Origin of the sequence: Paenibacillus residui, assembly GCF_042677205.1 — a bacterium.
Classification (GTDB): Bacteria; Bacillota; Bacilli; order Paenibacillales; family NBRC-103111; genus Paenibacillus_L; species Paenibacillus_L residui.
The window spans coordinates 89,796-116,218 of the sequence record NZ_JBHTIU010000008.1 but is presented as its reverse complement, the minus strand read 5'-3'; the positions used below and the strand labels follow the sequence as shown (position 1 = coordinate 116,218).

22 protein-coding genes are annotated in these 26,423 nt (G+C 50.5%); 3 read left to right on the top strand and 19 right to left on the bottom strand.

The genetic code is table 11. From position 1 onward, the window contains the following. Positions 1-182: 182 nt before the first annotated feature. From ACFQ03_RS02525 to zwf, 7 genes are all read right to left on the bottom strand, one after another. Positions 183-1,775, bottom strand: a complete 1,593-nt coding sequence (locus tag ACFQ03_RS02525; protein ID WP_379285866.1) for an extracellular solute-binding protein — start codon at positions 1,773-1,775, stop codon at positions 183-185. A 111-nt stretch (positions 1,776-1,886) separates the two neighbouring features. Next, positions 1,887-2,756, bottom strand: coding sequence for a carbohydrate ABC transporter permease (locus tag ACFQ03_RS02520; protein ID WP_379285864.1), 870 nt, complete (start codon positions 2,754-2,756; stop codon positions 1,887-1,889). A gap of 25 nt (positions 2,757-2,781) precedes the next feature. Next, positions 2,782-3,747: an ABC transporter permease gene (locus ACFQ03_RS02515; RefSeq protein WP_379285862.1), complete on the bottom strand. Its 966-nt coding sequence runs from the start codon at positions 3,745-3,747 to the stop codon at positions 2,782-2,784. Between the two features lie 186 nt (positions 3,748-3,933). Next, positions 3,934-6,225 (bottom strand): helix-turn-helix domain-containing protein, encoded by a 2,292-nt coding sequence (locus tag ACFQ03_RS02510; RefSeq protein WP_379285860.1) that lies wholly within the window; start codon positions 6,223-6,225, stop codon positions 3,934-3,936. Positions 6,226-6,444: 219 nt separating this feature from the next. Next, on the bottom strand, positions 6,445-8,028 hold the full coding sequence (locus ACFQ03_RS02505) for a peptide chain release factor 3 (RefSeq protein WP_379285858.1): 1,584 nt from the start codon (positions 8,026-8,028) through the stop codon (positions 6,445-6,447). A 159-nt stretch (positions 8,029-8,187) separates the two neighbouring features. Beyond that, complete coding sequence (locus ACFQ03_RS02500) at positions 8,188-9,252, bottom strand: metallophosphoesterase family protein (protein WP_379285856.1); 1,065 nt, start codon at positions 9,250-9,252, stop codon at positions 8,188-8,190. Positions 9,253-9,474: 222 nt separating this feature from the next. Continuing rightward, on the bottom strand, positions 9,475-11,031 hold the full coding sequence (gene zwf, locus ACFQ03_RS02495) for a glucose-6-phosphate dehydrogenase (RefSeq protein WP_379285854.1): 1,557 nt from the start codon (positions 11,029-11,031) through the stop codon (positions 9,475-9,477). A 191-nt stretch (positions 11,032-11,222) separates the two neighbouring features. On the opposite strand from zwf, the gene ACFQ03_RS02490 reads away from it, so the two are divergent. Continuing rightward, positions 11,223-11,612 (top strand): hypothetical protein, encoded by a 390-nt coding sequence (locus tag ACFQ03_RS02490; protein WP_379285852.1) that lies wholly within the window; start codon positions 11,223-11,225, stop codon positions 11,610-11,612. A gap of 500 nt (positions 11,613-12,112) precedes the next feature. On the opposite strand, the gene ACFQ03_RS02485 is transcribed toward ACFQ03_RS02490, so the two are convergent. Then, positions 12,113-12,559: a GNAT family N-acetyltransferase gene (locus tag ACFQ03_RS02485; RefSeq protein ID WP_379285850.1), complete on the bottom strand. Its 447-nt coding sequence runs from the start codon at positions 12,557-12,559 to the stop codon at positions 12,113-12,115. A gap of 956 nt (positions 12,560-13,515) precedes the next feature. Between ACFQ03_RS02485 and ACFQ03_RS02480 the strand changes: the two genes are divergently transcribed. Continuing rightward, the gene (locus ACFQ03_RS02480; RefSeq protein WP_144932470.1) at positions 13,516-14,490 is read left to right on the top strand and encodes a cation diffusion facilitator family transporter; all 975 of its coding nucleotides are present in this window, start codon (positions 13,516-13,518) and stop codon (positions 14,488-14,490) included. Positions 14,491-15,125: 635 nt separating this feature from the next. Here the strand turns inward: ACFQ03_RS02480 and ACFQ03_RS02475 are convergent. From ACFQ03_RS02475 to ACFQ03_RS02430, 10 genes are all read right to left on the bottom strand, one after another. Next, positions 15,126-15,770, bottom strand: coding sequence for a response regulator (locus ACFQ03_RS02475; protein WP_379285847.1), 645 nt, complete (start codon positions 15,768-15,770; stop codon positions 15,126-15,128). After that, a complete protein-coding gene (locus ACFQ03_RS02470) occupies positions 15,754-16,803 on the bottom strand; it encodes a sensor histidine kinase (RefSeq protein ID WP_144932550.1) in 1,050 nt (349 codons plus the stop codon). Before ACFQ03_RS02470 ends, ACFQ03_RS02475 begins: the two co-directional genes overlap by 17 nt. A gap of 61 nt (positions 16,804-16,864) precedes the next feature. Next, the gene (gene liaF / locus ACFQ03_RS02465) at positions 16,865-17,524 is read right to left on the bottom strand and encodes a cell wall-active antibiotics response protein LiaF (RefSeq protein ID WP_144932472.1); all 660 of its coding nucleotides are present in this window, start codon (positions 17,522-17,524) and stop codon (positions 16,865-16,867) included. Positions 17,525-17,656: 132 nt separating this feature from the next. Then, positions 17,657-18,391, bottom strand: a complete 735-nt coding sequence (locus ACFQ03_RS02460; protein WP_144932473.1) for a PspA/IM30 family protein — start codon at positions 18,389-18,391, stop codon at positions 17,657-17,659. A gap of 2 nt (positions 18,392-18,393) precedes the next feature. Continuing rightward, positions 18,394-18,792: a PspC domain-containing protein gene (locus ACFQ03_RS02455; protein WP_144932475.1), complete on the bottom strand. Its 399-nt coding sequence runs from the start codon at positions 18,790-18,792 to the stop codon at positions 18,394-18,396. Beyond that, a complete protein-coding gene (locus tag ACFQ03_RS02450) occupies positions 18,789-19,472 on the bottom strand; it encodes a PspA/IM30 family protein (RefSeq protein ID WP_144932478.1) in 684 nt (227 codons plus the stop codon). The genes ACFQ03_RS02455 and ACFQ03_RS02450 overlap by 4 nt, the downstream gene beginning before the upstream one ends. A 43-nt stretch (positions 19,473-19,515) precedes the next feature. Then, positions 19,516-19,815, bottom strand: coding sequence for a LiaF transmembrane domain-containing protein (locus ACFQ03_RS02445; RefSeq protein ID WP_144932480.1), 300 nt, complete (start codon positions 19,813-19,815; stop codon positions 19,516-19,518). Positions 19,816-20,044: 229 nt separating this feature from the next. Beyond that, on the bottom strand, positions 20,045-20,824 hold the full coding sequence (locus tag ACFQ03_RS02440) for an ABC transporter permease (RefSeq protein ID WP_260981935.1): 780 nt from the start codon (positions 20,822-20,824) through the stop codon (positions 20,045-20,047). Continuing rightward, positions 20,821-21,738 carry an ABC transporter ATP-binding protein gene (locus ACFQ03_RS02435; RefSeq protein WP_379285843.1) on the bottom strand — a complete coding sequence of 306 codons (918 nt, stop codon included), beginning with the start codon at positions 21,736-21,738 and terminating at the stop codon, positions 20,821-20,823. The genes ACFQ03_RS02440 and ACFQ03_RS02435 overlap by 4 nt, the downstream gene beginning before the upstream one ends. Positions 21,739-22,164: 426 nt before the next feature. After that, positions 22,165-23,298, bottom strand: coding sequence for an acyltransferase (locus tag ACFQ03_RS02430; RefSeq protein WP_379285841.1), 1,134 nt, complete (start codon positions 23,296-23,298; stop codon positions 22,165-22,167). A gap of 227 nt (positions 23,299-23,525) precedes the next feature. On the opposite strand from ACFQ03_RS02430, the gene ACFQ03_RS02425 reads away from it, so the two are divergent. Continuing rightward, positions 23,526-24,626, top strand: coding sequence for a M24 family metallopeptidase (locus tag ACFQ03_RS02425; RefSeq protein ID WP_144932486.1), 1,101 nt, complete (start codon positions 23,526-23,528; stop codon positions 24,624-24,626). Positions 24,627-24,871: 245 nt separating this feature from the next. On the opposite strand, the gene ACFQ03_RS02420 is transcribed toward ACFQ03_RS02425, so the two are convergent. Beyond that, positions 24,872-26,068: a GNAT family N-acetyltransferase gene (locus ACFQ03_RS02420; RefSeq protein ID WP_379285839.1), complete on the bottom strand. Its 1,197-nt coding sequence runs from the start codon at positions 26,066-26,068 to the stop codon at positions 24,872-24,874. Positions 26,069-26,423: the final 355 nt, after the last annotated feature.

Sequence of the window (26,423 nt, the reverse complement as noted above, 5' to 3'; positions counted from 1 at the left end):
ACAACTTGTTGATATCAATAAGTAATGGTAGTTTCACCATAATGAGCTTTTTTATGCCAATTTTCTTAACACGTTTAATCGCTTTTACCAGTCCCCCACAAAGTGGAGTTATATATTCTGTTATGAACCAAAAAAAGCCGAGGTCATATAACCTCGGCTTGGCCCGAATTCGTCTCGGCAATTTACTTGGCCGCTCCTCTTTCTTTAATTCCGTCATTGATCTCTCTGATGATATCCGCGCCCCCTCGTCCCATCCATTCCTTGACCATTTGATCCCAATCGGATAGCGGGCGTTGACCGGAAATCATCTTCGTCTGCTCTCCGATAATATATTTTTGCAAATCGGCTCCTTTGGAAGATTGAGCTTCAGAGAAAATACCGCGGCTCGGATCCGCATAAGGGGTTTTGTTGTATGTCGCTTCCATCTCTTCGATTTCAGCGATAAATTGCTGCATTCTCGGATCGTTGTAAGAAGCGATCGAGTATTGATTCGCTTCATCGTTGGGTGCCCACGGCTTCCAAAATTCATGCCGCTGCAGCATATATTGAATCGGCGTAATGCTCTCCGAGCCCGGCTTAAGCACCGCCTTGCCGTCCACCATCTCGTAGCCCACTCCCTCGTGCCCCATTAGCCAATCAAACACTTCATTGTCCGGGGTTCGCTCATTCACCGGGATGAACTGCCGGCCATAATCCATAATCTCCAGTATTTTCTTGACCTTCTCCGGATCATTCTTCAGCTTCGAGGATAGAGTGGACAGGCCGAAATATCCTTGCCCCAGCAGCCGTCCCTGACTCCCGTCGGGAGCTACGAAATGAGGAATCGAAGCCAGCCGCGCCTCGGGATTCACTTCCAGCAATCCGGTATAATACTCTTCTACCATCCCGGTCGGAGTGCCGATGAAAATCCCCGCCTTGCCGGAATAAAATTCTTTATTCGCCTGCGCCCAGTTGAGCACGGCAAAATCCTTGGTCACCGCTCCTTCCCTGTACGCCGCCGCTAAGGTTTCAATCACTTCTTTACGCCCGGGGCCGATGATTCCGGGAATATAATCGCCGTTCTCATTTTTGTGGTACCAACCTCCGGACCAATAAGCTCCTGCCATATATTCAGGCGATATATTTTCTCCAAGAGCAAAGCCGTACGTATCGTCCTTGCCGTTACCGTCCGGATCGTCCTTCGTAAAGGCAATGGCTACCTCGAGCAGCTCCTCATAATTGGTCGGCATCGACAGCCCGAGGTTGTCCAGCCAGTCCTTCCGGATGATATTGCTGAACACATAGGTGGGGGCATACATCGGGATGCTGTAGATTTTGCCGTCTACACGGATTTGATCCCAAATTTCATCGGGAACCATGCGAAACGTCTCGTATTGGTCGATATAGTCATCCAGCGGAAGAAAAGCCCCCTGCCTGGCCCATTTATAATAATTCGAATCCAGATCCTTGATCGCAACGACATCCGGCATGTCACCGGAGGCCATGACGACCGACAGCTTGCTGTTAAAATCCGATTGCAATATAAATTGCGATTTGATATGAGCGTTGAATTTTTCCTTGATGGCATCGACTCCGGCGCCCTCCGCCGCAGGAAAAATCGTATACGCGAAGTTCATGAAGCTGATCTCATGCATTTTGTTCTCTTCCGCCTGCTTTGCCCCGGGCTCCCCGGAAGGCTGGGAAGTTCCCTGGGAGCCCCCGCCCGAACAGGCCGCCGCTGTTAAAGCCACCGTCATCAGCACCGAGCCCGCGCTTATCCATCTCTTTTTAGTCATTACGACCACCTCCGCTTATAATGAGCGAATCTTGTGCCACCCTCTTGTCATCCCGGAATCGTTGCGTCATCGATAAATCGGACAGATTCCCGGAACGCCGGCATGAAATAGTCAGCCTTTGACCGAACCGAGCATCACCCCCTTGGCGAAATGCTTCTGCAGAAACGGATAAACCGCCAAAATAGGGACCGTCGCCAACAAAATAGCGGCCATCTGAATCGTCTCCGCCGGGGGCGGCTGAACCAAGGTCTGCTGCTCCAGCAAGGAGGTGTTGTCATTCACGACGACAATTTGGCGCAGCAGCACCTGTATGGGCCACTTGGCCGGATTGCTGATATAGATCAAGCCCGTAAAATAAGAATTCCAGTGACTGACAGCGTAGAACAGGCCGAAGGTGGCCAACGCCGGCTTGGACAGCGGAAGGATGATGCGCCCGAATATCGTAAAAGGATTGGCTCCGTCCACAATCGCGGCCTCGTGCAATTCTTCGGGAATATTGCGGAAGAACTGGCGGATAACGATCAGATTCCACGGGCTGATCAGCACAGGTATAATGAGCGCCCAGACGGAGTCCAGAAGCCCGGTCTCTTTGACAACCAGATAGGTCGGAATAATGCCGGCTCCGAACAGGAAGGTAAACAGCACCATGAAAAGGATCGTTCTTTGGCCCGCGAAATCCCGCGACAAGCCATACGCCATCGTCGTCGTAAAGAGCAGATTCATCAGCGTTCCTGCTACCGTTATGAAGACCGTCACCCCGATGGACCGGATGAAGCGGTCGTTGCCGAGAATATACTTGTACGCGTCCGCCACCCATTCCTTGGGCCACAGAATAAAATCATTCTCCAGAAAATCTTTCATGGAAGAGAAGGAGACCGAGAAAATATACAGAAAAGGAATGAACATGCTGACGGCGATTAACACAAGCAGCACGATATTGACCGTCTCCAGAATCCGGTCTCCGACGGTTCGGTGAAACATGCGTATCCCTCCCGGTGTATATCTGCTAATAAATGCCTTCTTCCCCGAATCTCTTGGCCAGCCGGTTCGCCCCGATCACCAGAATGAGCCCTACGACGGACTTAAACAGGCCAACAGCGGTGGCAAAGCTGAAATCCGACTGTAAAATGCCTTTGTAATAAACATAAGTATCCAGCACATTTCCCACTTCCATCACATAGGGATTCAGCATCAGAAACACCTGCTCGAAACCGTTGTCCAGTACGGTACCAAGGCGCAATATAAGCAAGATGACTACCGTACTGCGGATCGCGGGAAGTGTAATATGCCAGATCCTTCGCAGCCTGCTGGCCCCGTCGACTACGGCCGCTTCATAGAGCTCCGGATTGACTCCCGCCAAGGCCGCGAGGAAGATGATCGTTCCCCAGCCCGACTCCTTCCAGATGACCTCCAATACGAGCAGCGGCTTGAACAGAGCGGGAATTTGCAGGAACAGAATCGGCTCCATGCCGAACCAGGCTTGCAGGATCCCGTTGATGAGCCCGTCGCTTCGCAGGAAAATCGTTACAATTCCGATAACCACCACCCAGGACAAAAAATGCGGAAGGTAGACGATCGATTGAATAAGCTTCTTGAATCGTTCGTGGCGAACCTCGTTCAGCATAACCGCCAATAGTATGGGAACCGGAAAGGCAAAGGCGATTTGCAGAAACGACAGCACCAGCGTATTGATCAGCACCTGCACCACTTCCGCATTATCGAAAATCCTGGCAAAATGGGCCCAGCCGACCCAGGGACTGTCCATAAACCCTTGGAATGGGCTGTATTCTTTGAAGGCAATGACAGACCCCAGCAGCGGAACATATTTGTAGATGATAAAATAAAGGAAGCCCGGCAGCACAAATACATACATATAACGGCTCTGCCATATCTTCTTCCTCATCCGGCCCCATCCGGCGGGGGATTGAACGGGCATCCTTGAATGCGCTTTCGATTCTGCAGCCGGTTTCATGGTCGGCTTCTCTCCTTTCATTCGGTTTGTAACCGTACTGTACAAGAAACGGCGGCAAACGGGAAGTTTCCATTCTTGCATACAATCAGGGCAAAATAAGAAACAAAACAGGCAAAAAAAGAACCTTTCCCCGATTAGGAAGAAAGGTATTATACCTGTCTATAATCCAGCCCGCGCTTCCCGATGCTAAGATCCTTGACGAAATTGCTCACGGTATTTTCCCGGCGGCATCCCCGTGCACTGCTTGAAGACACGGGTAAAATTTTGAGTCGTTGCGTAACGCAGCTTTTCCGTAATCTCTTTAATCGATAAATCGGAATGGGCCAGCCATTCCTTCGCCCTGTTCATTCGGTAGTCGATAAGATAATCGACGAAATTGATCCCCTTCTCTTCCTTGAAAGCGCGGCTTAGCTGGGAGGGGGAACAGTGAAAATGCTCCGCGACCTGCTGCAGGGATAAATCCGTCTCGAATCTTTCATGAATGTAGTCAATCACCTGGCTGATCAGCAAGGCCTGTTTGGACTGCCGGGACTGCTCCATCTCGCGCTGAATGGACGGGAATAGCTCATTGCAGAACCACTGACGGACCTCTTCGAGGGACGAGGCGGAATAAATATTCATATAGAGCTGATCATCCATCCATTCATGAAGATCATAGCCTCTATCCTGTAAGCATTGGTCGATTTCCCCTAGCAAATAAGCCATCAAGCCAAGCACGCTTTCCACATTGGCCATAAAATGAGGGACGTCCTCCATCATTTCCGCGAACTGGTTCCGGGCTTGCTCTATATCCCCCTCGGCAATACTTGCCAGAATCCTTCTCTGCCATTTGGCGAAAAAATGATTGAACTGCCGGAGCATCGTTGAATTCTCCGCAATCTCGCGGGTAATGGTCGCATTCCCGCCCATTACAAAACGATAACGAAGCAGTTGGAGCGCTTGTTCATAGCCAAGGCTGACAGCCGTCAGGGAAGGCTGGGCATCGCTAATGGCGACGGTAATCGTATGCTGAAAATATTCTTTCACCTTCTCCCGGATGAGACGGCTCATTTCGTTGATCCGGCTCCAGGTCGCATCATCATTCCGTTCTGTGCCGAGAATGCAGATGATCTGTCCCGGATTGGGAGTCAACGTCACACAGGTCGGCATCTCCTCACAAATTTCCTGAATCAGCTTGGACAGAGCGTACATCATCAGCGAGCGGTCTCGGGTCTGATATTTCCGCCAAAATTTAACCGGCTGATCCACTTCCAGAGCCAATAGATAGAACCGGCTTCCGTCAAGCGCCAAATGTTTATTCGCCGAATGGAAGGCTAACTCATCCTCGGTCATCTCTCCTCTAAGCAGCTTGAATAGCACGCTTTCCTTCAAGTGGGGAAGCTGTTCCTGATACTGAAGCCGCAGCCCTTCATTGATCCTCAGTACCTTCTCCAAATAGGAGTCCAGAGCATTAAGATCATCCGCCTCCCGGTCCGATCCGGAGAATTTGCCCGCAAGCCTTTGGATCGGAAAATATAGCCGATGCGATCCGATGACGGAGATCAACATCCAGAGTCCGATCAGAATGATGACGGTTATCCAGGTGAGCCGTTGGATATGATCAGATTTGGCCGTTAACTCGGAATACGGAGTCATCGCCAGATAAGTCCAGTTATTGAAGGAGGACTTCTCCGAAGACAGATGGTATTGCTGCTTATTGTATGTATAAGGTCCTGTAAAGCTGGAAGGATTTTGCCAAAATTGATGCAAATCATTGGTGGCGGTGAGCTTGGTACCGATATCGGCTTTATTGCTGCTCAGCACGATGCGTCCCTGCTCGTCGATTACAAGCAGCTTTCGCCCGTTGCCCAGGCTGACCGACTGGAAAACCTCCTCTATAATCTCCGGGTCGACATGCAGCAGCAGCCAGCCTTCCATAACCGGAGAATTAATCGGCACCGGACGCAGCAGGAGAAACTCGGTTTGTTGCGGATAGGTATAGGGAGGGACGACCGTCGCTCCCGTATACATCGGCCTGGCGAATTTAATCAGCTCGTAATAGGGAAAATCGTTGAGCGCAAGCATTCCGTAATGATTGGAATACACTTGGCCGAACCGATTATACACCAATGATACGTTGAAGAGCGTCCCGTTATAGCTGCGGTATTGCCGAATGATTTCTTTCATCTCCAATGTCGTTTCCAAGGTTTCCAACGAATCCATGGAGATCCCGAGCCGGACTGATTTCTCCACGGTCCGGTCACTGGCAATTTGCAGGGAAGAGGCGTCCAGGCTTTTCAAAATACCATCCATCTGATATTCCATCTGTTTAAGAATAATCCGATGATTGCGGTCCACCTCCTCCTGCACGCTGCTTCCGGCCATGTAAGAGGAGATCAGGCCGAGCAGCATGACGGGAATAACGCTTAGCAGCAAAGAATAGACCAGCAGCTTCTTCTTGAAGCTCATTCTCCTCCATAAGCGGATCGGTTTAACCATACCCCAGCTCCTCCTCGCTTATCTGTAGATCCGGACAAGACAAATTGTTATCGCTTTCATTTTATCCGATCATGCTTGTCGGGTCAGGTACCTGCCCCCGGCGGGACATGAATCCGGTGAAGAATATGGCTCCACCGGATTCCCCGAGGTTCGCAAGCCGTTTGACAACTCCCGCTTGCTTGCAGTTAGACAAACCTTTCCGTTCGCCCCCACAGTAATTTACGGAGCTACATTCAAAAATTGAAGATCCGGATTTTTTTCCATGGCGGTGCGAAGCGCATACTCATTCTCAAACAAAGCCACGTAATTATCCTTCTTATCCTTGACGAGCTGGGAATTAATCCGGAACTTGCCGGGGTCGATCGAGGGACCGACAAGCCAGCGGGCGAACTGGAAGTTCATTCGCTGCAGCATAACGTCCACTCCATACTCCGCTTTCATCCGGTACTCGAACACCTCGAATTGAAGCTGTCCGACCACGCCCAGGATCGTGTCTTCGAAGCCGATCGTCCGGAAAACTTGAATGGTTCCTTCCTCTGTCAGCTGATCGATCCCTTTCTGATACTGCTTATGCTTCATGGCATTCTTGACGGTTACTTTGCTGAACAGCTCGGGAGAGAACGTAGGCAGCTCGTCATAGACTATTTCGGTGGCCTGACTTAACGAATCTCCGATGCGGAAAATTCCCGGATCGTACAGGCCTATAATGTCTCCCGCATAGGCAACGTCTACAATATCCCGGTCCTGGGCCAGAAATTGCTGCGGCTGGGAAAGCTTGATCTCCTTGCCTGCCCTCACATGCTTGACGGACATGCCCCGCTCGAATTTGCCGGAACAGATTCGCAGGAACGCGACGCGATCGCGATGCGCCGGATTCATATTGGCCTGAATTTTGAACACGAACCCGCTGAACTGCTCCTTCGTCGGTTCAATGCGGCCGGCGGAGCTTTCCCTCGGTTCCGGCTTGGGCGCCAGCTGCAGGAAATTCTCCAGGAATGTCTGTACGCCAAAATTGTTAATCGCGCTGCCGAAGAAAACAGGAGTCAGTTCGCCTTGCTTCACCTTCTCCATATCGAACGGATCTCCCGCGACATCCAGCAGCTCGAGATCTTCACACAGCCTTTCGTACAAATAGTCACCGGCGATTTCTTTAATGGCCGGATCGTCGTACCCGCTGACGGGCTGCACCTCTATCTTATCGTGATCGTCCCCCTGGAACAGCTCGATTCGTGTCTTCTCCCGGTCATACACCCCGCAGAATTGCTTGCCCGAACCTATCGGCCAATTCATCGGATAAGAGCGGATGCCCAGCACCTGCTCCAGCTCTTCCAGCAGGTCGAACGGGTTGCGTCCTTCCCGGTCCAGCTTGTTGATGAAGGTAAAAATCGGAATTCCCCGCTGGCGGCAAACCTGAAACAGCTTCTTGGTTTGAACCTCGACCCCCTTGGCCGAATCGATCAGCATGACGGCGCTGTCCGCGGCTGTCAGGGTGCGGTAGGTATCCTCACTGAAATCTTGGTGGCCGGGGGTATCCAGTATATTCACACGGTTACCGTTATAATCAAACTGCATGACACTGGAGGTAACGGAAATTCCCCTCTGCTTCTCGATTTCCATCCAGTCCGAGGTCGCGTGTTTATTCGCTTTCCTTCCCTTAACCGTTCCCGCCAGGCGAATGGCGCCGCCAAACAGCAGAAGCTTCTCGGTTAGTGTCGTTTTCCCGGCGTCCGGGTGAGAAATAATCGCAAACGTCCTTCTTCTGTCAACCTCCGTTTGCAGCTCTTGACTTAATTTAGTCGTCATACGGTGCTATTCCCTTTCCATATATAAATTGTCCCGAAAGATAATGACTTGCACATGATGCTATGCATCTCTTGTTTTCTATTGCTTGCGTTGTACAAGCTTTCGGATAGTTGAACACAGAAACTATTGCCGCTCTCGCTCTGGAAGCACTGGTGATTATTAGGCCCCGCGAGCCAGTTCCACGAGCCAATCGGCTTCCGCGATCCAGGTCCCGTCGCTAAATTCACGGCCCTTCAACAAGACCCGGTCTTCATAAACTTCAACATACAGGCCTTGTGCCGCCTCCGGCCGGGCGTTCTCGTAACGGCGATTCATCACCCGGCTGACCGAGGAATTGTGGAACCAATGGAAGGTTTCCTTAACATAATGGTTCATGCCGTTAGTAAAATCCTGATGCTGATGACCCGAGAACACGAATACGTTCGGGCAGTCTCTCACAATATCGCGAAATTCGTTGGCGCGAATGAGCCGATGCGAGCCTCCATCCTGCCCGGCGGGCGGAAGCGGCTGATGAATCATGACGAAGGCCGGCTTGCCGTCCTTATGCTGCTCCATCTGCTCCTTAAACCAGGCCATCTGTTGGTCGGAATACCAGGCTCCTTCTCCTACCTCCGGCCTCTCCTCTACATATGCCTCCTGAGATAAGAGAATAAGATGAACCCCCTTGATCCATACATCACGATATGGCTTCTCCTGGCCCATAAAGTTGAGGAAGGACTCCCGGGAATCGGCATCCGACTTGCCGTTAGGCATTCCTTCACGATTGAACTGACCCTGCTCATTGATCCAAATATCGTAATAATCATGATTGCCCATGTTCGCATAGAGAGGGGGAAGCTCGAATCTGCCCAGGACTTTTCTTAACTCCTGATAATCCTGCTTGCGTCCATAATCGGTCAAATCACCGGTAATCACAACCGAATCCGGCGGATTAGGCAGCCTCTTCATATCTTCCAATGCTTGAGCCAAATGCTTGCTATGCTCGGGCAGGTCGGGATTAATATGGGGATCGCTTAGGATCAGCAGAGTCAACAGCGGTCCGGTTTCTCCCGCGTTATGGTCTGCTTCGGGAGGAGCCGGCTCCGGGGACGGAGAGGCGGAGGAACCGCCTTGCTCTGAGGAACGGTTGACTGCGCCAAACCATCCTCGCCATAATCCTATACCAAAGGCCGCGGCCACAGCACCAAGGCTCAGCAGCCATTTCAAAAAAGCTCTTCTTGTCACGGCCTCACATCCTTCTATGAACGATCCGTATTTTTTATTATAGTCACTTTTTATTTATCCTGCACCTTTTTCATTGGATATGCCGGCATTTCATAGATAACCGGCCGGCTGAAGCGCTGGTGCTGAAATAAGCCATATTTCGCCGGGGAATGCAGAAAGGCCACCTGCTATTCGCAAGTGGCCCGAACAGGAATGGCGGTCGCCTGTCCTTCCTGCCTTCTCCTATTCGCTGCGATTGGTCACCCAGACCACTTCTGACTCCTGCTGGCCATTGACAGGCCACCAATGGAAGCCGTCCTGCTCCAGCAAAGCCTGGGCCTCCTCCGGCCCCCAGGAGCCTGCCGGATACATTCTGAGATCACTCGCATCCTCAGCCCAAGCCGAAGCGATCTGATCGACATATTGCCAAGCAAGGGCAACTTCATCCCAGCGGGTAAAGTAAGTCGAATCACCCCTGGCCGCATCGAACAGCAGTCTTTCGTACGCTTCCGGCGTATTCAAGCCGACCTGGCAGCTTTGGCAAAAATCCATCGCCACCGGAACGATAACGCCTTCAGAGCCCGGTCTCTTGGCATTAATTTTAATGTAGATGCCTTCCATAGGCTGCACGCGGAACACTAGAAGGTTCGGCTCCAATCCCGTTTTCCTGCCGTGGTATACGTTCTTCGGCATATTTTTGAACTCGACGACGACTTCGGTTGTTTTCACCGGGAGTCGCTTGCCGGTCCGAATGTAGAACGGAACTCCCGCCCAACGGAAATTGTCGACATAGACCTTGGCGGCGAAATAAGTTTCGGTTGTCGAATCGGGATTCACCTTATCCTCCGACCGGTATCCCGGCAGCGGCCGTCCGTTGGCTTGTCCTTCCGTGTACTGTCCACGTATGACATGCTTGCGGACATCCTCTGCGGAGGTGAAGGGTCTTAGAGAACGAAGCACCTTAACCTTCTCGTCGTGGATATCTTCCGGATGAAGACGGCTCGGCGGTTCCATAGCCATCATGGCGACCATCTGGAGCATATGGTTCTGCCCCATGTCACGAAGAGCCCCGGAGTGATCGTAATACCCCCCGCGGTCCTCCACTCCCACTGTTTCTCCAAGAGTAATCTGAATGTTGGCGATATATTTGTTGTTCCAGAGAGGCTCGAAGAACGCATTGGCGAAGCGGATCACATCGATGTTCTGAACCATTTCCTTGCCGAGGTAGTGGTCGATCCGGTATACTTCATGCTCCTCGAAAACTTCCCGGATTTCCTTATTCAGCTTCTCCGCGGAAGGCAGGTCGAATCCGAACGGCTTCTCGATAACGAGACGGTGCCACCCGGCGGTCTGAAGCAGTCCCCCCGCCTTCAGATTGTGGGCAACGCTTCCGAACAAATCCGGGGCCAGCGCCAGATAGAACAACCGGTTACCGGCTATTCCGAACTGCTCCTCCAGCCTTTCCGCCGCTATATTTAATTCGTTGAACGCCTCTACCCGATTGATGTCCAGCGACATATACTCAAAATGCTCCACGAAACGGCCCCATTCCGGATCGTCGGGGGATGCCTTGTACCGAGCGAATTCCTGAATCGAACGGAGCACATCTTCATGAAATTGCTCCCGACTTCTTTCGCGGCGGGCTAAGCCGATGACCGCAAACTTGTCGGACAGCTTGCCTTCCTTAAACAAGCTGTATATAGCGGGAAACAGCTTGCGGCTGGCGAGATCTCCGGTCGCTCCGAAAATAAAGAACAGAACTCCTGTTTCTCTCACTTTTTCCTGATTGGTCTCAAGCATGGTTCATCTCTTCCCTTACGAGGTTATATGTAACGAGCTTACCCGTTTCTATTCCAACAGTTTAGCATATCCGCTCAAGAATCGCCATCGCGGTGAAACAATAAAATGGGCGGGCACCCCCGGTATTCGTCTATTCGCCTGCCGCAATAGGTGAATATACTATTGTGAATTGACTAAGGAGGTGCAAGCAGGTGTACAGAATCTACCCGGTCGATCCAGAAACCTGCCATCCGTTCCGGGGGTATCCGGTTGTAGCTCTTATGAAGGATGGTGCCCGACAAATCGGTATTCTGGGAGGCGTTCACAACGGCCAGTTAATATTGAACGATAACGCTCCATGGGTGGAGCCCGCTGCTGCAAGCAGCAAAGGCAAAACGGCACGCATCCGCAGGAATAAGCGGAAAAAAAGAGCCGGAAGAAGGGCCTCCGGAAAGCCCGCATTTACGGCGGGACTTATTTCCGATGAAGTCGGCTTCGATCAGGGAGCCGAGCCTTGGCCGTTCTATCCGCCGAACCCGTTCGGCAGCCGGGTCGAGCTTGATGCGGACTCGATTGATCAATTATTCCTTATGCCCCTATAGAAGTTCAGGCTTCTTCAGATTACCGGGAATCGGCCCTGTCCTCTCGTCTTGCAGATTCCCGGTTTTTTCTTACCACATTAGAAAGTTTTAAGTTCATTAAAGCATTAAAGTGGAACAAACTTTCTAATTGGCATAAAAAGTTACCTTTAAAACCGGGTTATTCGTCTTCGAAGAGGCTCCGTTAGAAGCTTTTTTTATTCCGTTGATCCGCTGTAAATTATCTGGGGTCGGTGCGATTTAAACATGATCCGTAGAAGTAGAAGATCATCTGGAAGCCCCGTGCACCTTTAACTTCATCCGTAGTAAATTATCTGTAAGCCGTGTGTATCTTAAACGTTGTCGGCGGACAACACGTAATGATATGGCTTCGATATTGGGATACACGAAGGCTATTCAGCATATTCCGATGGTATGAGTAACATTGTTAGCCATTAAGATCCGGTATTACGCACCTGCGTGTATAGTGGTGTAAGACGGAGACTGGTACTCTTCTAGTAATTCTACAAATGCTTATTCAGCAAAAAACAACGGTAAGACGGATAATATTCCGATACCGTATACCCTCTGCGGAAATAAAATTGCTGAGCGAGAGGGTTCGGCTCATCCACAAACAGTTTGACCGTTTGACAGCCTCGTTCCAATCCATATTGCTCCGCCGCCTCCATCAGCTTACCTCCCAAACCTCGGCTCTGAAAGTGCCGGTCGACGGCAAGCATGTCAATATGCAAATCCCGGTCTCGCCGAAAAAAGGAAATAAAACCTGCCGGCTTCCCCTTACGACCGGGAGCTATTACCCATACGATTCCTTGTTGAAGTCTTCGTGAAATTTCCGCCCGGCTGATCCTGGTATCGGGTCTTGCCGCATTGGCATAAGGCAGCAGTTCCTCATACACCATACGATAGATGTACCGGTCATCCTGCTCCCTGTTCCTTGGCCGGATTTGCATCGTCTCACCCCCAGCATTCTCTGCCTTCTTCTATCCTACGCGATGAAGGTGAGCTTTGCTGTAGACCAACGTCATTCCAATCAGGTGGAAATTGTCCTCCTTAATTTATGGCGATGACCGAGTATTTCGCGACGATATTTCTATCGCCATTCGGTGGAAGGCGACAGCGAGTACCTCGAGGTAATCTTCCTGTCGCTATAGTCGGCTAAACACCTAATTTTCGCAAACCGCTGATGCCACGCTTCAAAGACAAGCAAAAGTGCAGGTCATTTTGCAAAAATTCGATAAATCCCGGGAAAGACGAGCAATTCTGCAGGTCTTTCGCCGCCAAAATCGAAAAATCAGCCAATTGGCCGAAATCACCTGCACTTTTGCCGGTCTTTGGCCGATTTCACCCAAAACTCTTCAAAAGACCTGCACTTTTGCCGGTCTTTGGCACCCATGCGGTGTATTGCGAGTCGCTCCACCTTACGGGTCCTCGTCTGTGCGGTATTGATCAGTCGCTCCACTTACAGGCCCTTGGCACTCTGCGGTATTGATCAGTCTCTGCACTTACAGGCCCTTGGAGCTCATGCGGTGTATTGCGAGTTGCTCCAATTACGGGTCCTTAAACTCATGCGGTTGACCCGTTTTTCTGTACTTAGGGCACTCGATTTTCTTCAATTTACAGCTACTTGTCGACGCAATATCGTATAGCCCCCCCCCCCCGCCTGAGCAAAGGGGATAATAGTCCAATAGAGCCGCTGACACTTTTTTCGATCCATATTGCGCCCTTACTGCAAGGACTATTCACTTTCAGGGAATAATGTTACATAAAATTCGAGGGCAACATTCAAATTAACAGTTAAGGTCTTTATTACCCTAATGAACTTGCTTAAATCAAAGGAATGTTGAAGGCATAACCGGTAAGGTCTCAATCGGACAGGATAATACAGTTCTCGGAAGGAGAGGAAATAATGGAAAGCCACGGGGACCCGCACAAAACGTCTGCAAACAATAAGAGTCAGTCATTATTCGCCGCCTGGATCAGTCTGATCAGCAATGCTTTATTAACGGTCATCAAGCTGGCGGTGGGCTGGTTATTTCATAGCCAGGTGCTTGTTGCAGATGGCGTACATAATGCGGGGGATTTGATTGCTTCGGCAGCCGCCCTCGGCTCGATGAGAATCTCCAATCGCCCGGCCGACAAGGACCATCCCTACGGGCATGGCAAGGCGGAAGTGATCGGTGCCGGACTCGTCGCTATCATCCTGGCGATTGCGGCTGTTTGGATAGGCTACCATTCGTTCGAGGCGCTGCTTGGCCCGCCGCTAACAGGCGCCCATTGGATAGCTCTAACCGCAGCCGCCGTTTCGCTTGTCTGGAAGCAGTTATTGTTCCTCTATACCATCCGGCTGGGCCGCAAGACAAACAGCAAAGGCTTGATAGCTACAGCGTATGACCATCTCGCCGATGTCTATGCTTCTATAGCCGCCGTCATCGGGATCGGGCTGGGAATGGTGGGAGCGGCCTACAATATTGCCTGGCTCGGCTATGGAGATCCGGTTGCGGGAATCATAGTCAGCCTGCTGGTGCTGAAGCTGGCTTGGGATATGGGGAAGGAAGCGATAGATATTTTGATGGAAAGAACAGTGGATCCGGTCAAGCTGAGGCAGTTTGAGAGCATTGTCCGGTCATATCCCGAGGTGAAAAGAATAGACCGTCTTCGTGCCCGTGAGCACGGCCATTACATTCTTGTGGATTTGCGGATCGGTGTTCCCGGCACAATGACTGTACAGGAAGGACATAATATCAGCAGAGAAATCAAACATTCGATCATGGAGGCTCACGAGGAGGTGGATGAGGTCCTGGTGCACCTTAATCCATGGTATGAGCTATCCGGGGAGGAACAACCGTCTGATGAAAAAGATTTCTTTAAGGATGGGAAATGAATGGAGCTAGGAGGCTTCCTTTGCTTACGGCCAGCATGGACCTTCTTTTTCTAAATCCCCCTAGGGATGGCCCATTATGGGATTTTACTTGAAGTATTTCTTGCGCACCAGCCATAGGAAGGGTACTGACACGATAATAATGACGGCAATGACAACGATTTTAGTATAATTCATAGCGAGACCCCTCCGCTTTATTAAATGTAAAGCTCTTAACGGAGCTACTTTCGATGATGAATAACCCGGTCTTAGTTGTAACTTTCCATGCCAATAAGTATCTTTATTTACGACGCATCAATGCTGTAAAGAACTTTAAGATCTTATGTGGTATGTAAAGCCCTTAACGGAGCTCTGTAAATACAAAAGCGACGTATAACCTTCGAAGCTTATACCGGGTACTTGCGGGCCCAGGGACTGGAGATGAACAACCCGGTATTAGAGCCAGCTTTTCATGCCAATAAAAGAAAGAACTCCTGCCGGAGTGATCGAGGCCAAACTACCTCGTTGATGGAAGATGTTGATGTCCGGAAATAGAAAATCTTCCATTCCGTTAACATGACTATATTGTAACGGGGGAAGCCGGAGTAGTCAAAGCTATATACCTTTTCATCAAAGAACCCTGGTGAACTTCTCAGGCATTAGTCCGCCAAACCGTGCTTATGTGCATAGATCGCCGCCTGGGTCCGATCGTCCACACCCAGCTTGGCCAGAATGTTGGTGACATGGAACTTGACGGTTTTAATTCCGATAAACAGCTCGTCAGCGACTTCCTGGTTGGAATGCCCCTTGGCAATCAGACGAAGCACTTCCATCTCTCTGTCCGTCAAATCATGATGGGGAGCCTGCTCCTGTTTGGGCTGCCGGAACCGGTTCATAATCTTGGTGGCCACCTGAGATTCCAGAATGGGCTGCCCTTTGGCCGCGGCGCGGATAGCCTGAGCAATCTCCGAAGCTCTGGACGTTTTCAGCAAATAGCTGAAGGCTCCGGCTTCGATGACCGGATACATTTTCTCATCGTCCAAATAGCTCGTCAGTACAATTACTTTGCAATCCGGATAGATCTGCAGCAGCTTGCGGGTGGTCTCGATCCCGTCCATTCCCTCCATAACCAGATCCATCAGAACGACATCGGGCTTATACTCCTGCGCCAGACGAATTCCGTCCATCCCGTTGCTGGCTTCGCCGACTACCTCAATTCCTTCCTCCGTTCCCAGAACAGCAGCCAATCCGATGCGTACCATCTCGTGGTCGTCCACCAGCAGAACTTTAATGGGTTGCTCCATCTTCCACTCTTTCTCCTTTCTCATTGTCCATAATCGGAATGCGGATTTCGATGCGCGTTCCTCTGTTGGGTGCCGTAATTACGTTCATCGAGCCCCCGATTTCATTGACACGCTCTTTCATCGATACGAGTCCGTAGGAGGCCAGCTTCTTCTCGTCCAGAACGAAGCCCACCCCATTATCACGGATGGATAATCGCACTCCTTCCGGAGGCTGCAGCAGCTTGATTTCCATCTTCGTTGCTTTGGAGTGGCGCAGCGTGTTCGACAGCGCTTCTTGCACGATGCGGAACAGGTGGTCCTCTATCCCTTTGGGAAGCTGGATTTCATCGTCCATCTCCCAGTAAATCTCGATCGGTGTCTTGGCTTGCAGCTCCTTAAGCAGCTCGATCAAGCCTTGCGCCAGACGCTTGCCTTCCAGATGAACGGGCCGTAAATGCAGGAGCAGCGCCCTCATCTCGGATTGAGCCACGGAAGACATTTCCTCGATGAGATGGATTTGCCGCTTCGCCCGGTCGAAGTCTTTGTCCAGTGTACGGCCAACCGCAGTGGCTGTCATCGAAATGGCAAAAAGCTGCTGGCTGACCGCATCGTGCAGATCTCTGGCAAGCCGCTGCCGCTCCTCTATGACCGCCGAATATTTTGCTTTCTCGGCAAGCTGGGCGTTGTCGTTGGACAGCCTCTGGAGCGAACTGATCTGCTCCTCCCATTTCTTGCTCACCCGGTTAAGCTGTTCTCCCAGCCGGCCGATTTCATCTTCTCCAAGCGGAGGCACCTTGCGGGACAGGTTTCCTTTTTCAAACAGAAGCATGATTTCCCTCAACTGCTCTATCCGCATGCTGATTCGGCTGGCCTGCCAATATCCGAATACGGCGCCGACGGCAATGACGGCCGCCAGCAGAACAAAACCGATAACGATAGCATCCTTCCATTTTTCCGGTGTGTCAAGATATCCGTAGGTGTACAAAATATAGAGAATAATAACGAAAAGAAGAAGACTGAAAAGAATAGACTCCCCCATAGTTCTCCATATCATATTGGTTAGTCTGTTCTTCAAGCTCCAGTCCCCCTCTCTTCAAGGAAATATGCATCCATCCTTAGACAACCTTAATATCTATATCGGCTACAACATAGGATACTACAAATTTAACCCGGTTTTCGCAAATGTCATAGTTCGGAGATTTCCAGCTCAGCTTGTTCAGCATTCCCTCTTCTTTACGATGCGGAACATCAATCTGTCCGAAGAGCACCGAGCTTTCAATGGAGACTCCGACATCCTCGGGGACAATCAGGTCGATATCGGCAATGACCCCTTGCAGAACGACGGTCACTTCCTTCTCTTCGAAGATAGCGAGCGACAGGTCCATATGCATTTCCCCGATCAAACTCCATTGGCTCAAGTTATTCAGAACCCAGGGGCCTTTATCATACTTCACACTGTCTATAATCCGCTGCTTATGCCGGACATTCGATTCTTTGGGCTGCTGCTTGGACTTTAAGTAGAAGAGTCCGAGAAAAATAAAGATCAGGGCGACGACAATCGTCATCTTGTCTCCCATGATGAACAGCAGGCCAATCGCCAGCATGACGTAGCCTCGTTTCTTGGCATCCGATTGAATATATTGAACACCTAGAAAAATAAGGAAAAGGGCGACAATGGCTTCAAACCCGAATACATGCTGCACAAGCAAAAATACCCCAGCACCGATAAAAAGAAGATAGGCATTGCGGTTTCGGTTTGTTTTCTGATCCTCCATGTCGCACCCCCCTGCAAGTCATATGCCAAGTAGTAGGTAAGTAATTACAGTGGAGAAAAGCCATAAGGCCTCCGTTTGCCGCCCAATGGCTTTTCCTCCCATAGCATACCACATTGGATATGTCCGTCAATACTATTTTGCTTCTGTTTCCGAATTGTCACCCGCTGTTTCCGCCGGAGCGGCTGCGGTAAAGCCCAGCTTTTCTTTCAATTGGCTCAATTGTTCGTCCACGGCCTGCTTCTTCGCCAGATCAACGGTCCCGGTTCCGTAAGAGGGGCCTGCCGGTGTGTAGCCATAAGGCTTGCGGCTGATTTCCGCTTCCACTTCCAGCTGCATGATCTTCTCTTCCATGCGGTGGAAGCCGCGCAATGCTTTGCCTCCTCCGATCGTTCCGTTATAGACGACCTCGGACATTTGCTTCTTCGCCTTGGCCAGTTGGGCGCGGGATACGAGCTCGTTGCGCTTGTTGCGCATTTTGTAGAACTCATCCTTCATCTCATGGAGCTGCTTCATCAGCTCGTCAGCCTGGCTCTTGGATTGGTAATGCATTTCGCCATATTCGGTCACTTTCTGATCGTAATACAGTTTTTCCTCGAGCGCTTGTCTCGCTATCGCTTCCTGACCGTTCTTCAAAGCCTCGGCCGCTTGCCGCTCCCGCTCCATGCTGTAGCGTTCGGCCTCTTCGACACGCTGGCGCAGCTTGCGTTCGTTGGCAATTTGCTTCGCGACGGTTACTTCAGCCTGTGCTATTTCCTCCTCCATATCTCTCAAATACTGGTTAAGCATTACAATCGGATCTTCCACCTTATCCAACACTTCATGAATAGATGCCTTCGTCATATCTTTAATTCTCGAAAATACTCCCATTGTTACACATCTCCCTTCTCGTATTTAGCCACTTTGGCTCTTAATTCTTCGATTTCTTTCTGTAAAGCCTTCTTCTCAATATCTTTCATCATCTCATCCAGATCGGACGGTTTCGGCTGCGGCGGCTCATATTTCGGAGCGGATTGGGTATAAGGACCGCTATAGCCGTAAGAATGCGGGTTCCCGCCGGGCATTCCGAACGTAGGTCCTCCCAGGTCCGGCTCCTTCGGTACGACCATGCTGGCGATGAAGTAAAGCAGAATCAAGGTGCCGCTGGAGAATACTGCCGTGACTACCACAACGAGCCTCACCAGAGTCGAGTCCACATTCAACATTTCCGCCAGTCCGCCACACAGACCGAACAGCTTGCTGTCTTTGCGTGAGCGATACAACTTTTTCATTGCTTGGTCCAACCCTCCTTCTCCAGCTTACGCTTTAATTGCTCCATCTCTTGATCCAATGCCGACTTAATGGTGTTTCCTGCCTCGTACAGAGCTTCTTTCGTCACATCCCTGACTTCCTTCAACGATCTGGCGACCATCTCCATATCGGAGACTCGCTCCTCCAGGCGATTGAACATCCGGTAAGTATATTCCGTTCCCCCACCCCCACTGAGCCGTTCGTTCAACTTCTGCTGCAAGCGGGCCGTTTCCATTCTGGCCTGATAGTAGCTTCGCTTGGCCGCTACCTCCTGATAGTCCGCCCGCAAGGATCGGAGTTGATCCTCCAGTTCGGCAATCGGGCCTCGTGCATTCTCATACAGTTCCAGATATCTTAAATAAGTTTCTTCCTGCGTCATCTTCTCCTGTAATGCCAGCCGGGCGACTTCCTCTTCTCCGGCCTTCAGGGCGAGCATGGCTTGCTGCTCTCTCTTCTCCATCACTTCTTTGGCTGTCATGTATTGCCGCTTTAATGATTCCGCATGGTGTACGCATTGGGAGTACAACCTCTCGGATTGTTGAATCTGCTCCCGTTGGGTTGCGAGATACTGATCGATCAAGCGTACCGGGTCCTCGCTTTGCTCTAGCCTGTCGTTTAGAGTTGCCACGGTAATATCCCGCATTCGTCTAAGTATGCTCATAGAACTTCCTCCTTCTCGGTATTTCCTAACCCCCGTTCATGCATCAGTAACTCCGGCCGGTTCCCTTCAACATCGAGGCACCGTATGCGATCATCGCAAATGCGATAATCAGACCGATTAGCCAGGAGAACTTGCCGATCAGAATGAGGATACCCAGGAGAAGAACAATTCCTCCGAGAATTTTGCGGCCGCTCTGAATTCCGAAATATCCAAGAGCGATCATCGCAATCGGGATCAGGTATCCCATCAGGCCACCCATGTGAAACCCGATTTTATTCAACAGAATCAATGCTCCGCAACCGATAAGCAGAATGGCAAAACCGCTTTTACCGTCAAGCTTCATAATAATTCACCGCCTCTCTTTTTGCTTCTCTTCTTGTTCATGTCTTTATTCTAGGTCATTTCAGGATTCGTCAAAACGGACCCTCGTCGGTTTTTGGTACTGGACCAAAGTCGGGGGACAAGCTGAACCCCGGTCAGACCCGGCACTGGACCCGCATCGTCACGCTTCCCGATATAGCAGAACAGCCCTCTCCCGGAGAACCGGAAGAAGGCTGTTACCGCCGTCAGATCTATTGGACGTCCCTTCTGGCAAATATCCAGTTGGCCAACACATAGAGCACAATGACATAAACGACAATGACCGTCAAGGAAAATCCCAGAGTCATCCCTTCCTTGAAAGGACGGGCTCCTGAACTGATTAGCGTGTTTTTGGAGTATACCGTTAAATCCGTATTGGCGAAGATAATAAACTTCGACCACTCATACTTTGACAATAGCCCGGTCAGTACCCCGCCGATGAAATTGGCCACGATCGAGATGCTGATAGCCAGTCCCAGACTTTTGAAGACAACCGCCATGAAGAAGGACAGAGTGACGAAGAATACAAGACCGGGAAGCTGGTATAGAATGCCGCCCAGGACGCTGCCGGGAGTGGCTCCGCTGTTGTCGACTCCAAAAAGAATCGTGCCGAGCAGAAGACTGAAGACATAGAGAATCGCATAAGTAGCCAGAAGCAGAAGAAGCAGCGTGACATATTTGGAGCCCAGAATGGCCGCGCGGCCGGCCGGACGGATCAATAGCTGCTTGATCGTTCCGTCGCGGTACTCATCCGTTATGATTTGCGCTCCCATGACCATCATATAGATGGTAATGAAAATGCCGAAGGCCGTATTCATATAGTTAGTAAAATCGGCTGCCCCTATATTGTCGGCCAGACTTTTCAGGAAAAAGAAAATGATCAGCCCGGCCAGCAGGACAAACGTGATAAGAAACAGATAGAAAAACCAGCTCTGCCTTTTGCTATTAATTTTCATCCATTCGTTCTGGATCAGTGACACAAAACCCATCATTGCCGCTCCCCTTTCGTAAGGGACAGGAACATGTCCTCCAAAGTTGGAGACATCGTCCGGATTTGGTACAGGAGAATGCCTTCCTTGCCGAGCAGCGTAACTACCTGCGGAATGGTTTCCCGGTTGATTTCAATCGTCACCCGGTTATCCTTCTTCTTCACTTCCCCATAGGCTTCCAATAGCAAGGCCGCTTGATCGGCGTTGCTTACTTCGAACACGACCGGGTAGACCATCATGTCTTCCGCTTCGCCATGAAGCTGGCGTTCGTCGACAAACTGGCCGTCTTTAATGATAACGACCCGGTCGCACATCAATTCAATCTCCGACAGCAGATGGCTGGATACGACGATGGCTATATTCTCCTCTGAGGCCAGCCTGCGCAAGTAATCACGAAGCTGCCTTATGCCGCTAGGGTCCAGTCCATTGGTCGGTTCATCCAGAAGCAGAATGGACGGCCGGTGCAGCAAAGCCTGGGCGATGCCAAGCCGCTGCTTCATCCCCAAGGAATAGGTCTTCACCTTCCGGTGGATCGCATCCTCTAAGTCCACCAGACGGACAATGTCCATCATCCGTTCGCGGCTGACAGGATTCCGGCTCATTCTCGCGAAGTGGATCAGGTTCTTCCACCCGCTCATATACCCATAAAGCTCGGGCGTTTCGACAATGGCTCCGACGTGGGTCATCGCCTGGCTCCGCTCGGTTCTAATGTTATGGCCGGCGATATAGATATCGCCTTCCGTAATGGAGATAAGTCCGACCATCATGCGGATGGTCGTCGTTTTACCGGAGCCGTTCGGCCCGAGGAAGCCGTAAATCTCTCCACGGCGGACCGAGAAGGACAGCTTCTTGATAATAGGCTTGCCGTTTATGGTTTTGGATACGTTCTTCAATTGCACTACCGTTTCGTTGGACATGTCCTGCCCCCTTTATTTGAATTTAACGGAGCCGCATACGCGTAGTTTGAGACTGCCGATTAATGGTTTACAACCAAAAATCATGCGAAAATGCTGCATGGTTTGGTTTTAACGGACCCTAGAAACCTTAATCGTTCCAAAATGGCCTTTCGGTCATTTTAACGGAATCGGATGACCTTATCCCCAAGAAATGCATGCGAAAGTAGGAGAATTCCAAGCAATAAGCGCAGCTGAGTCCGTTAGTCTAAAGAAACCGCCTATTTTGACGAAATAGGGTCTCCCAGGTCCGTTACGTTTTCGCTGCTGAACTTTTCACTAGTACAACATCCTTTTTGTACGCCTTTCCCACAATGAATCGACAGCCTCAGTTTGTCCATTATACTGGAAATAATATCTTGCATGAAGCTTGATGAGAGACGATATCCGTTACCTGCCAAGCAATATCCAGCCTCCGGGAAGTGATTTGATTCCCCTGCTAATTCCCCAGGACAGAGTAAAGATAATGAAAAATCCGCCGATAGTCAACCAGAGATACGATAGGCTTCCTGGCGGGGCGGTCCAATAAGCGCGGTAGACCGACAGGAGCACAGGATGAACAAAGTAGATTCCGAAGGAGACTGCGCCAATGGATGTCAGAAACCGGCTGATGCCTTTATAATTCGACAGGTGCCTGCACAGCACCAGCAATCCTGCAGCCGCGGCTACTCCGTATAGATGGAATAAAACCGCCTCCGTTTCCCAGCCGAATTTAATCCCGTAGCGGCTTACGACATGAAGCAGAGTATACGCGCTCCCAACGGCAACTGCAGCCGCAGTCGCCACCCAGGAATACGAATCGAGCCATTGCCGGAAACGGTCGTAATTCAAGCCGATCCAGCCCCCTACTGCAAAGACGAAAGCATAAGTAACGGCAAGGGAAGCGCCATGCTCCAGACCGCCGCCGTAATAACGATAGGCATAAGCTCCGGCCTGCAGCACCAGGCCAATCCATGGCAATGCCTTGCCTAACGAAGGAAAGCGGTGAATCAACGTCATCAGAATCGGAAACACAGCGTAAAACTGAATGATGATAACCATGAAATAAAGATGATAGCTGGAAGTTCCCCACAGCAATTGGTCCAGCAGCAGGTCCGGTGTCAAAGCGCTGAGCGGAACAGTTTTGTAGAACCACGGATTGAAGTAGGAATAGAACAACGACCATAAGAGGTAAGGGATAACAATAAATTGGAGCCTTTTGCGGTAGAAAGAAATGGCTTCCGATAAGCTCCAGTGCTTGCTGTAGCGATAGAACAGCACAATTCCGCTCAGCAGTATAAAGATTGGTACGGCAAAGAGGCTTAACCGGTTCACCAGCAAGTACAATAATTGGGACCGGCTGCCTAGCGCCGCCTCCACAGTTGCTCCGGCTGTTGCGTGAATGATAACGACAGCCCCGATGGCAAAGGCTCTTAGCAGCTCCAGCTCACGGATTCTGCCTGCGGATTTACCGCTCTTTCCGGATGAGGAGGCAGATCCTGTGTCAGCTTCCGTAGGCGCTGCTATGGCTGTAGATTGTTCCATATAATGGCCTCCTATAATGCTGTAGCATTTAATATGAGTGGGATGTTAGTACCATCATTAGGATCCGGCAGGTTCGGCACGGCACGGTTCGGCACGGCTCGGCCCATTTCGGTTCCGGACATTCTTCCATAAGATCAGTTTCGGGATTGCTTCTATTTTAATAATGAACATGGTATTCTCCCTATAAAAGGATCCACCAATAAATGAATGAAAGCCGGTGAAAGGTTATGAAATCAATTTATCTGGAGCGTTTAAATGTTCTGCAATCCTACATGGACCAGAAGGCGCTGGATGCTATCCTTATTACTCTTCCCAAGCACGTATATTATTTAACCGGATTTGCCTCGGAGCCCCACGAGAGATTCCTGGGACTTATAGTTATTCGGCAGGAAGAACCTTCGCTGCTCGTTCCGGAATTGGATCGCGAAGCGGCGGCGCAGGCTGCCGGCTGGTTAACCATTCATACCCATCTGGATACGGATAATCCCTACCTTCTGCTTAACAAACTGCTGCCCGCTTCCATAAGAAGGATCGGGCTGGAGAAGAAGCATCTAACCGTGCATCAGTACGAAGCTTTAGCCGCGGCCTTGGAAAACCGTACTTATACGGATGTGGATCAGACGCTCCTGGAAATGCGCAAGATCAAGTCGCACGACGAGCTGGAGCGGATCAAGCATTCCATCCGCCTCATTGAGCAAGTGCTGGAGCACGGAGTGAAGCTCGTAAAGCCCGGAATTACGGAGCTCGACTTGGTTGCCGAGCTGGAATACCGGATGAAGGTGCTGGGTGCCGACGGCCCGGCCTTCGACACAATGGTACTGGCTGGCGAGAAATCGGCTCGGCCTCACGGCCAACCCGGTAATAGAGCAATCCGGGAAGGAGAGCTGCTGCTGTTCGATCTTGGAGTTTATGCGAACGGCTACGCCTCCGACATTACAAGAACTTTCGCCGTAGGGGATGTTTCTGACGAACTATCTACTATATATAATGCCGTTCTGGAAGCCAATCGCCGTGCCATTGCAGCGGTTCGTCCGGGGGCTCCTCTATCCGTTCTGGACCGGACGGCCAGACAGTATATTGAAGAGCAAGGCTTCGGACCGCATTTCATGCACCGTCTTGGGCATGGACTCGGACTGGACGTCCATGAATATCCATCCGTTCACGACCGGAATGATGACCCGCTGGAAGAAGGGATGGTGCTAACCATAGAACCGGGGATTTATTGGCCCGGCAAGGGGGGGGTCCGCATAGAAGACGACATAACTGTAACCGCCGACGGCTGCGAAGTGCTGACCGCCTTTCCTAAAGAATTAACCATTATCGGTTAACAAGCATCGGAAATTATAAAATTTCCTGTCCCGGGCTCCCGGGTTATCTGTACTTAATACTGTATCCTGCAGTCTCCCGACTGACAATTAGAAAACCCATTTGTTATCATCTTATACTCCGGTTGGAGCAGCAAAGTTTCTATTCCCCAGGTTGAAGACCCGTTCCTGCTGCGAATGGGGTCTTCTTGCTTTTTGTTGGGGATTTGCAGGGCCCTGTTTAGGAGCTTTTCTTTATTGTTCCTGGTTCAATAATAGTCCATCAGATAAGTCGTCCGGTCAGGAAGCCGATCTTCCAGAAGCTTGACGGCCTCTGCGGTGCCTTGCAATCTCCCGGCGCGATGCAGCATGGCCGGTCTGCGGTATCCCACCAACATCGCGGTCAAGGTTTGAATATCGCAGGTTAGCTGTGCTTCCTCCCGGCCGGCATCAGCCTCATCGGCAGACGGCCCGGACCGCTTAACTTGCGCTGATCCTTCTTCATCGATCTCGATTGAGAATATCCCCTGATTCCAGGACGCATAGCGATCTTCTAATGCAAGGGTAATCCGGGTCCGCTCGCCTGCAGGATTAAACCGGTACTCCTTCACAAAAGCTTCCGCATCGACAATTCTGGCCATAAAGTAAGGAACCGTCTCCTGCTTAAAACGCGGATCATGCAGCAAAAAAGGAAGCTCATCATCCGATGGCGCTCGCAGGCATACTTTGCGGATCATGGAATCATGATTCGCGATGAATTTCCAGAGCGAGGCTCTCGCTTTCTCGTCCAGAAAGACCATCTCATGAATAGTCATGATGCTGTCCGCTACCTTATACATCATATACCCTGCCGGCTGGTCAGCCTCGTTATAATAAACCGCTGCAGTGCCTTTGGCGTTTTTCCATATACGGTTTTCCCACCATTCGTCGGTTCTTTCAAGCATACCGTTGTACGATGCCGCGTAGGACTCATATATGGCCTTGATCAGATTCCGGTCCTCTGTTCTTTCAATTCGCCCTTCTATTGTAAACTGATGGGGCAGATGTCTGGATTCAAGCTCATAATTTTGATACTCCACATAGGTTTCCCAACCGAATTTGCGATAAAATGAAAATTCAAAAGGATGAAGACAACTTAAACTCAAGCCTTGTTCCTTCATAATATGAAACGCGTTGACGAGCAGCTTCCCCACCATACCCTGGCGGCGGTATTCCGGCCAAGTGGCCACGGAGGCTACCCCGGCGAATTTCGTCCGCTTGCCGTTAATCCACGTCGCCATCGGATAGATGGTCATCTTCGCTGCAAGCTTGTCCTCGATGAAATACCCCCACTGCTCTCCGGGCTTGGCCGAAGCTATTCTCTCTGCACGTTGTTCCGGGCTCAGTTCATATTGAAAAGCGAATTCCGACAGTTTAATGCTGTCAGGCAATTCCGCTTGAGTCAATGGTCTGATATTTTCCCTCATCTATATATCCCCCTATTCTGCTAAAGCTTCCGAAGTTCGACAGATCTTGATATGCCGACAGTATAAATCTTATCATGGACATTTGTTTTTACAAAGTCTTCCTTGCGCATGAATTGTTCCGTACCACGCCCTAAAGAGACAGCCCTTCCGGCTACCCCAAAACAGAAAGAAAGAAGCCTACAACCAACGGGGTTATAGGCTATTAGAAAATATATATATCATAAAAAGGGGGGTCGATATTTAGTATAGGCGATGAACATTAACAAAGCATGAAATTAAAATTACATTTGTGTTACAAAGATTGGAAAAAAAGAGTAAAACATCAATTTAACCAAAGTTCTTAGCGGAGCGGTTT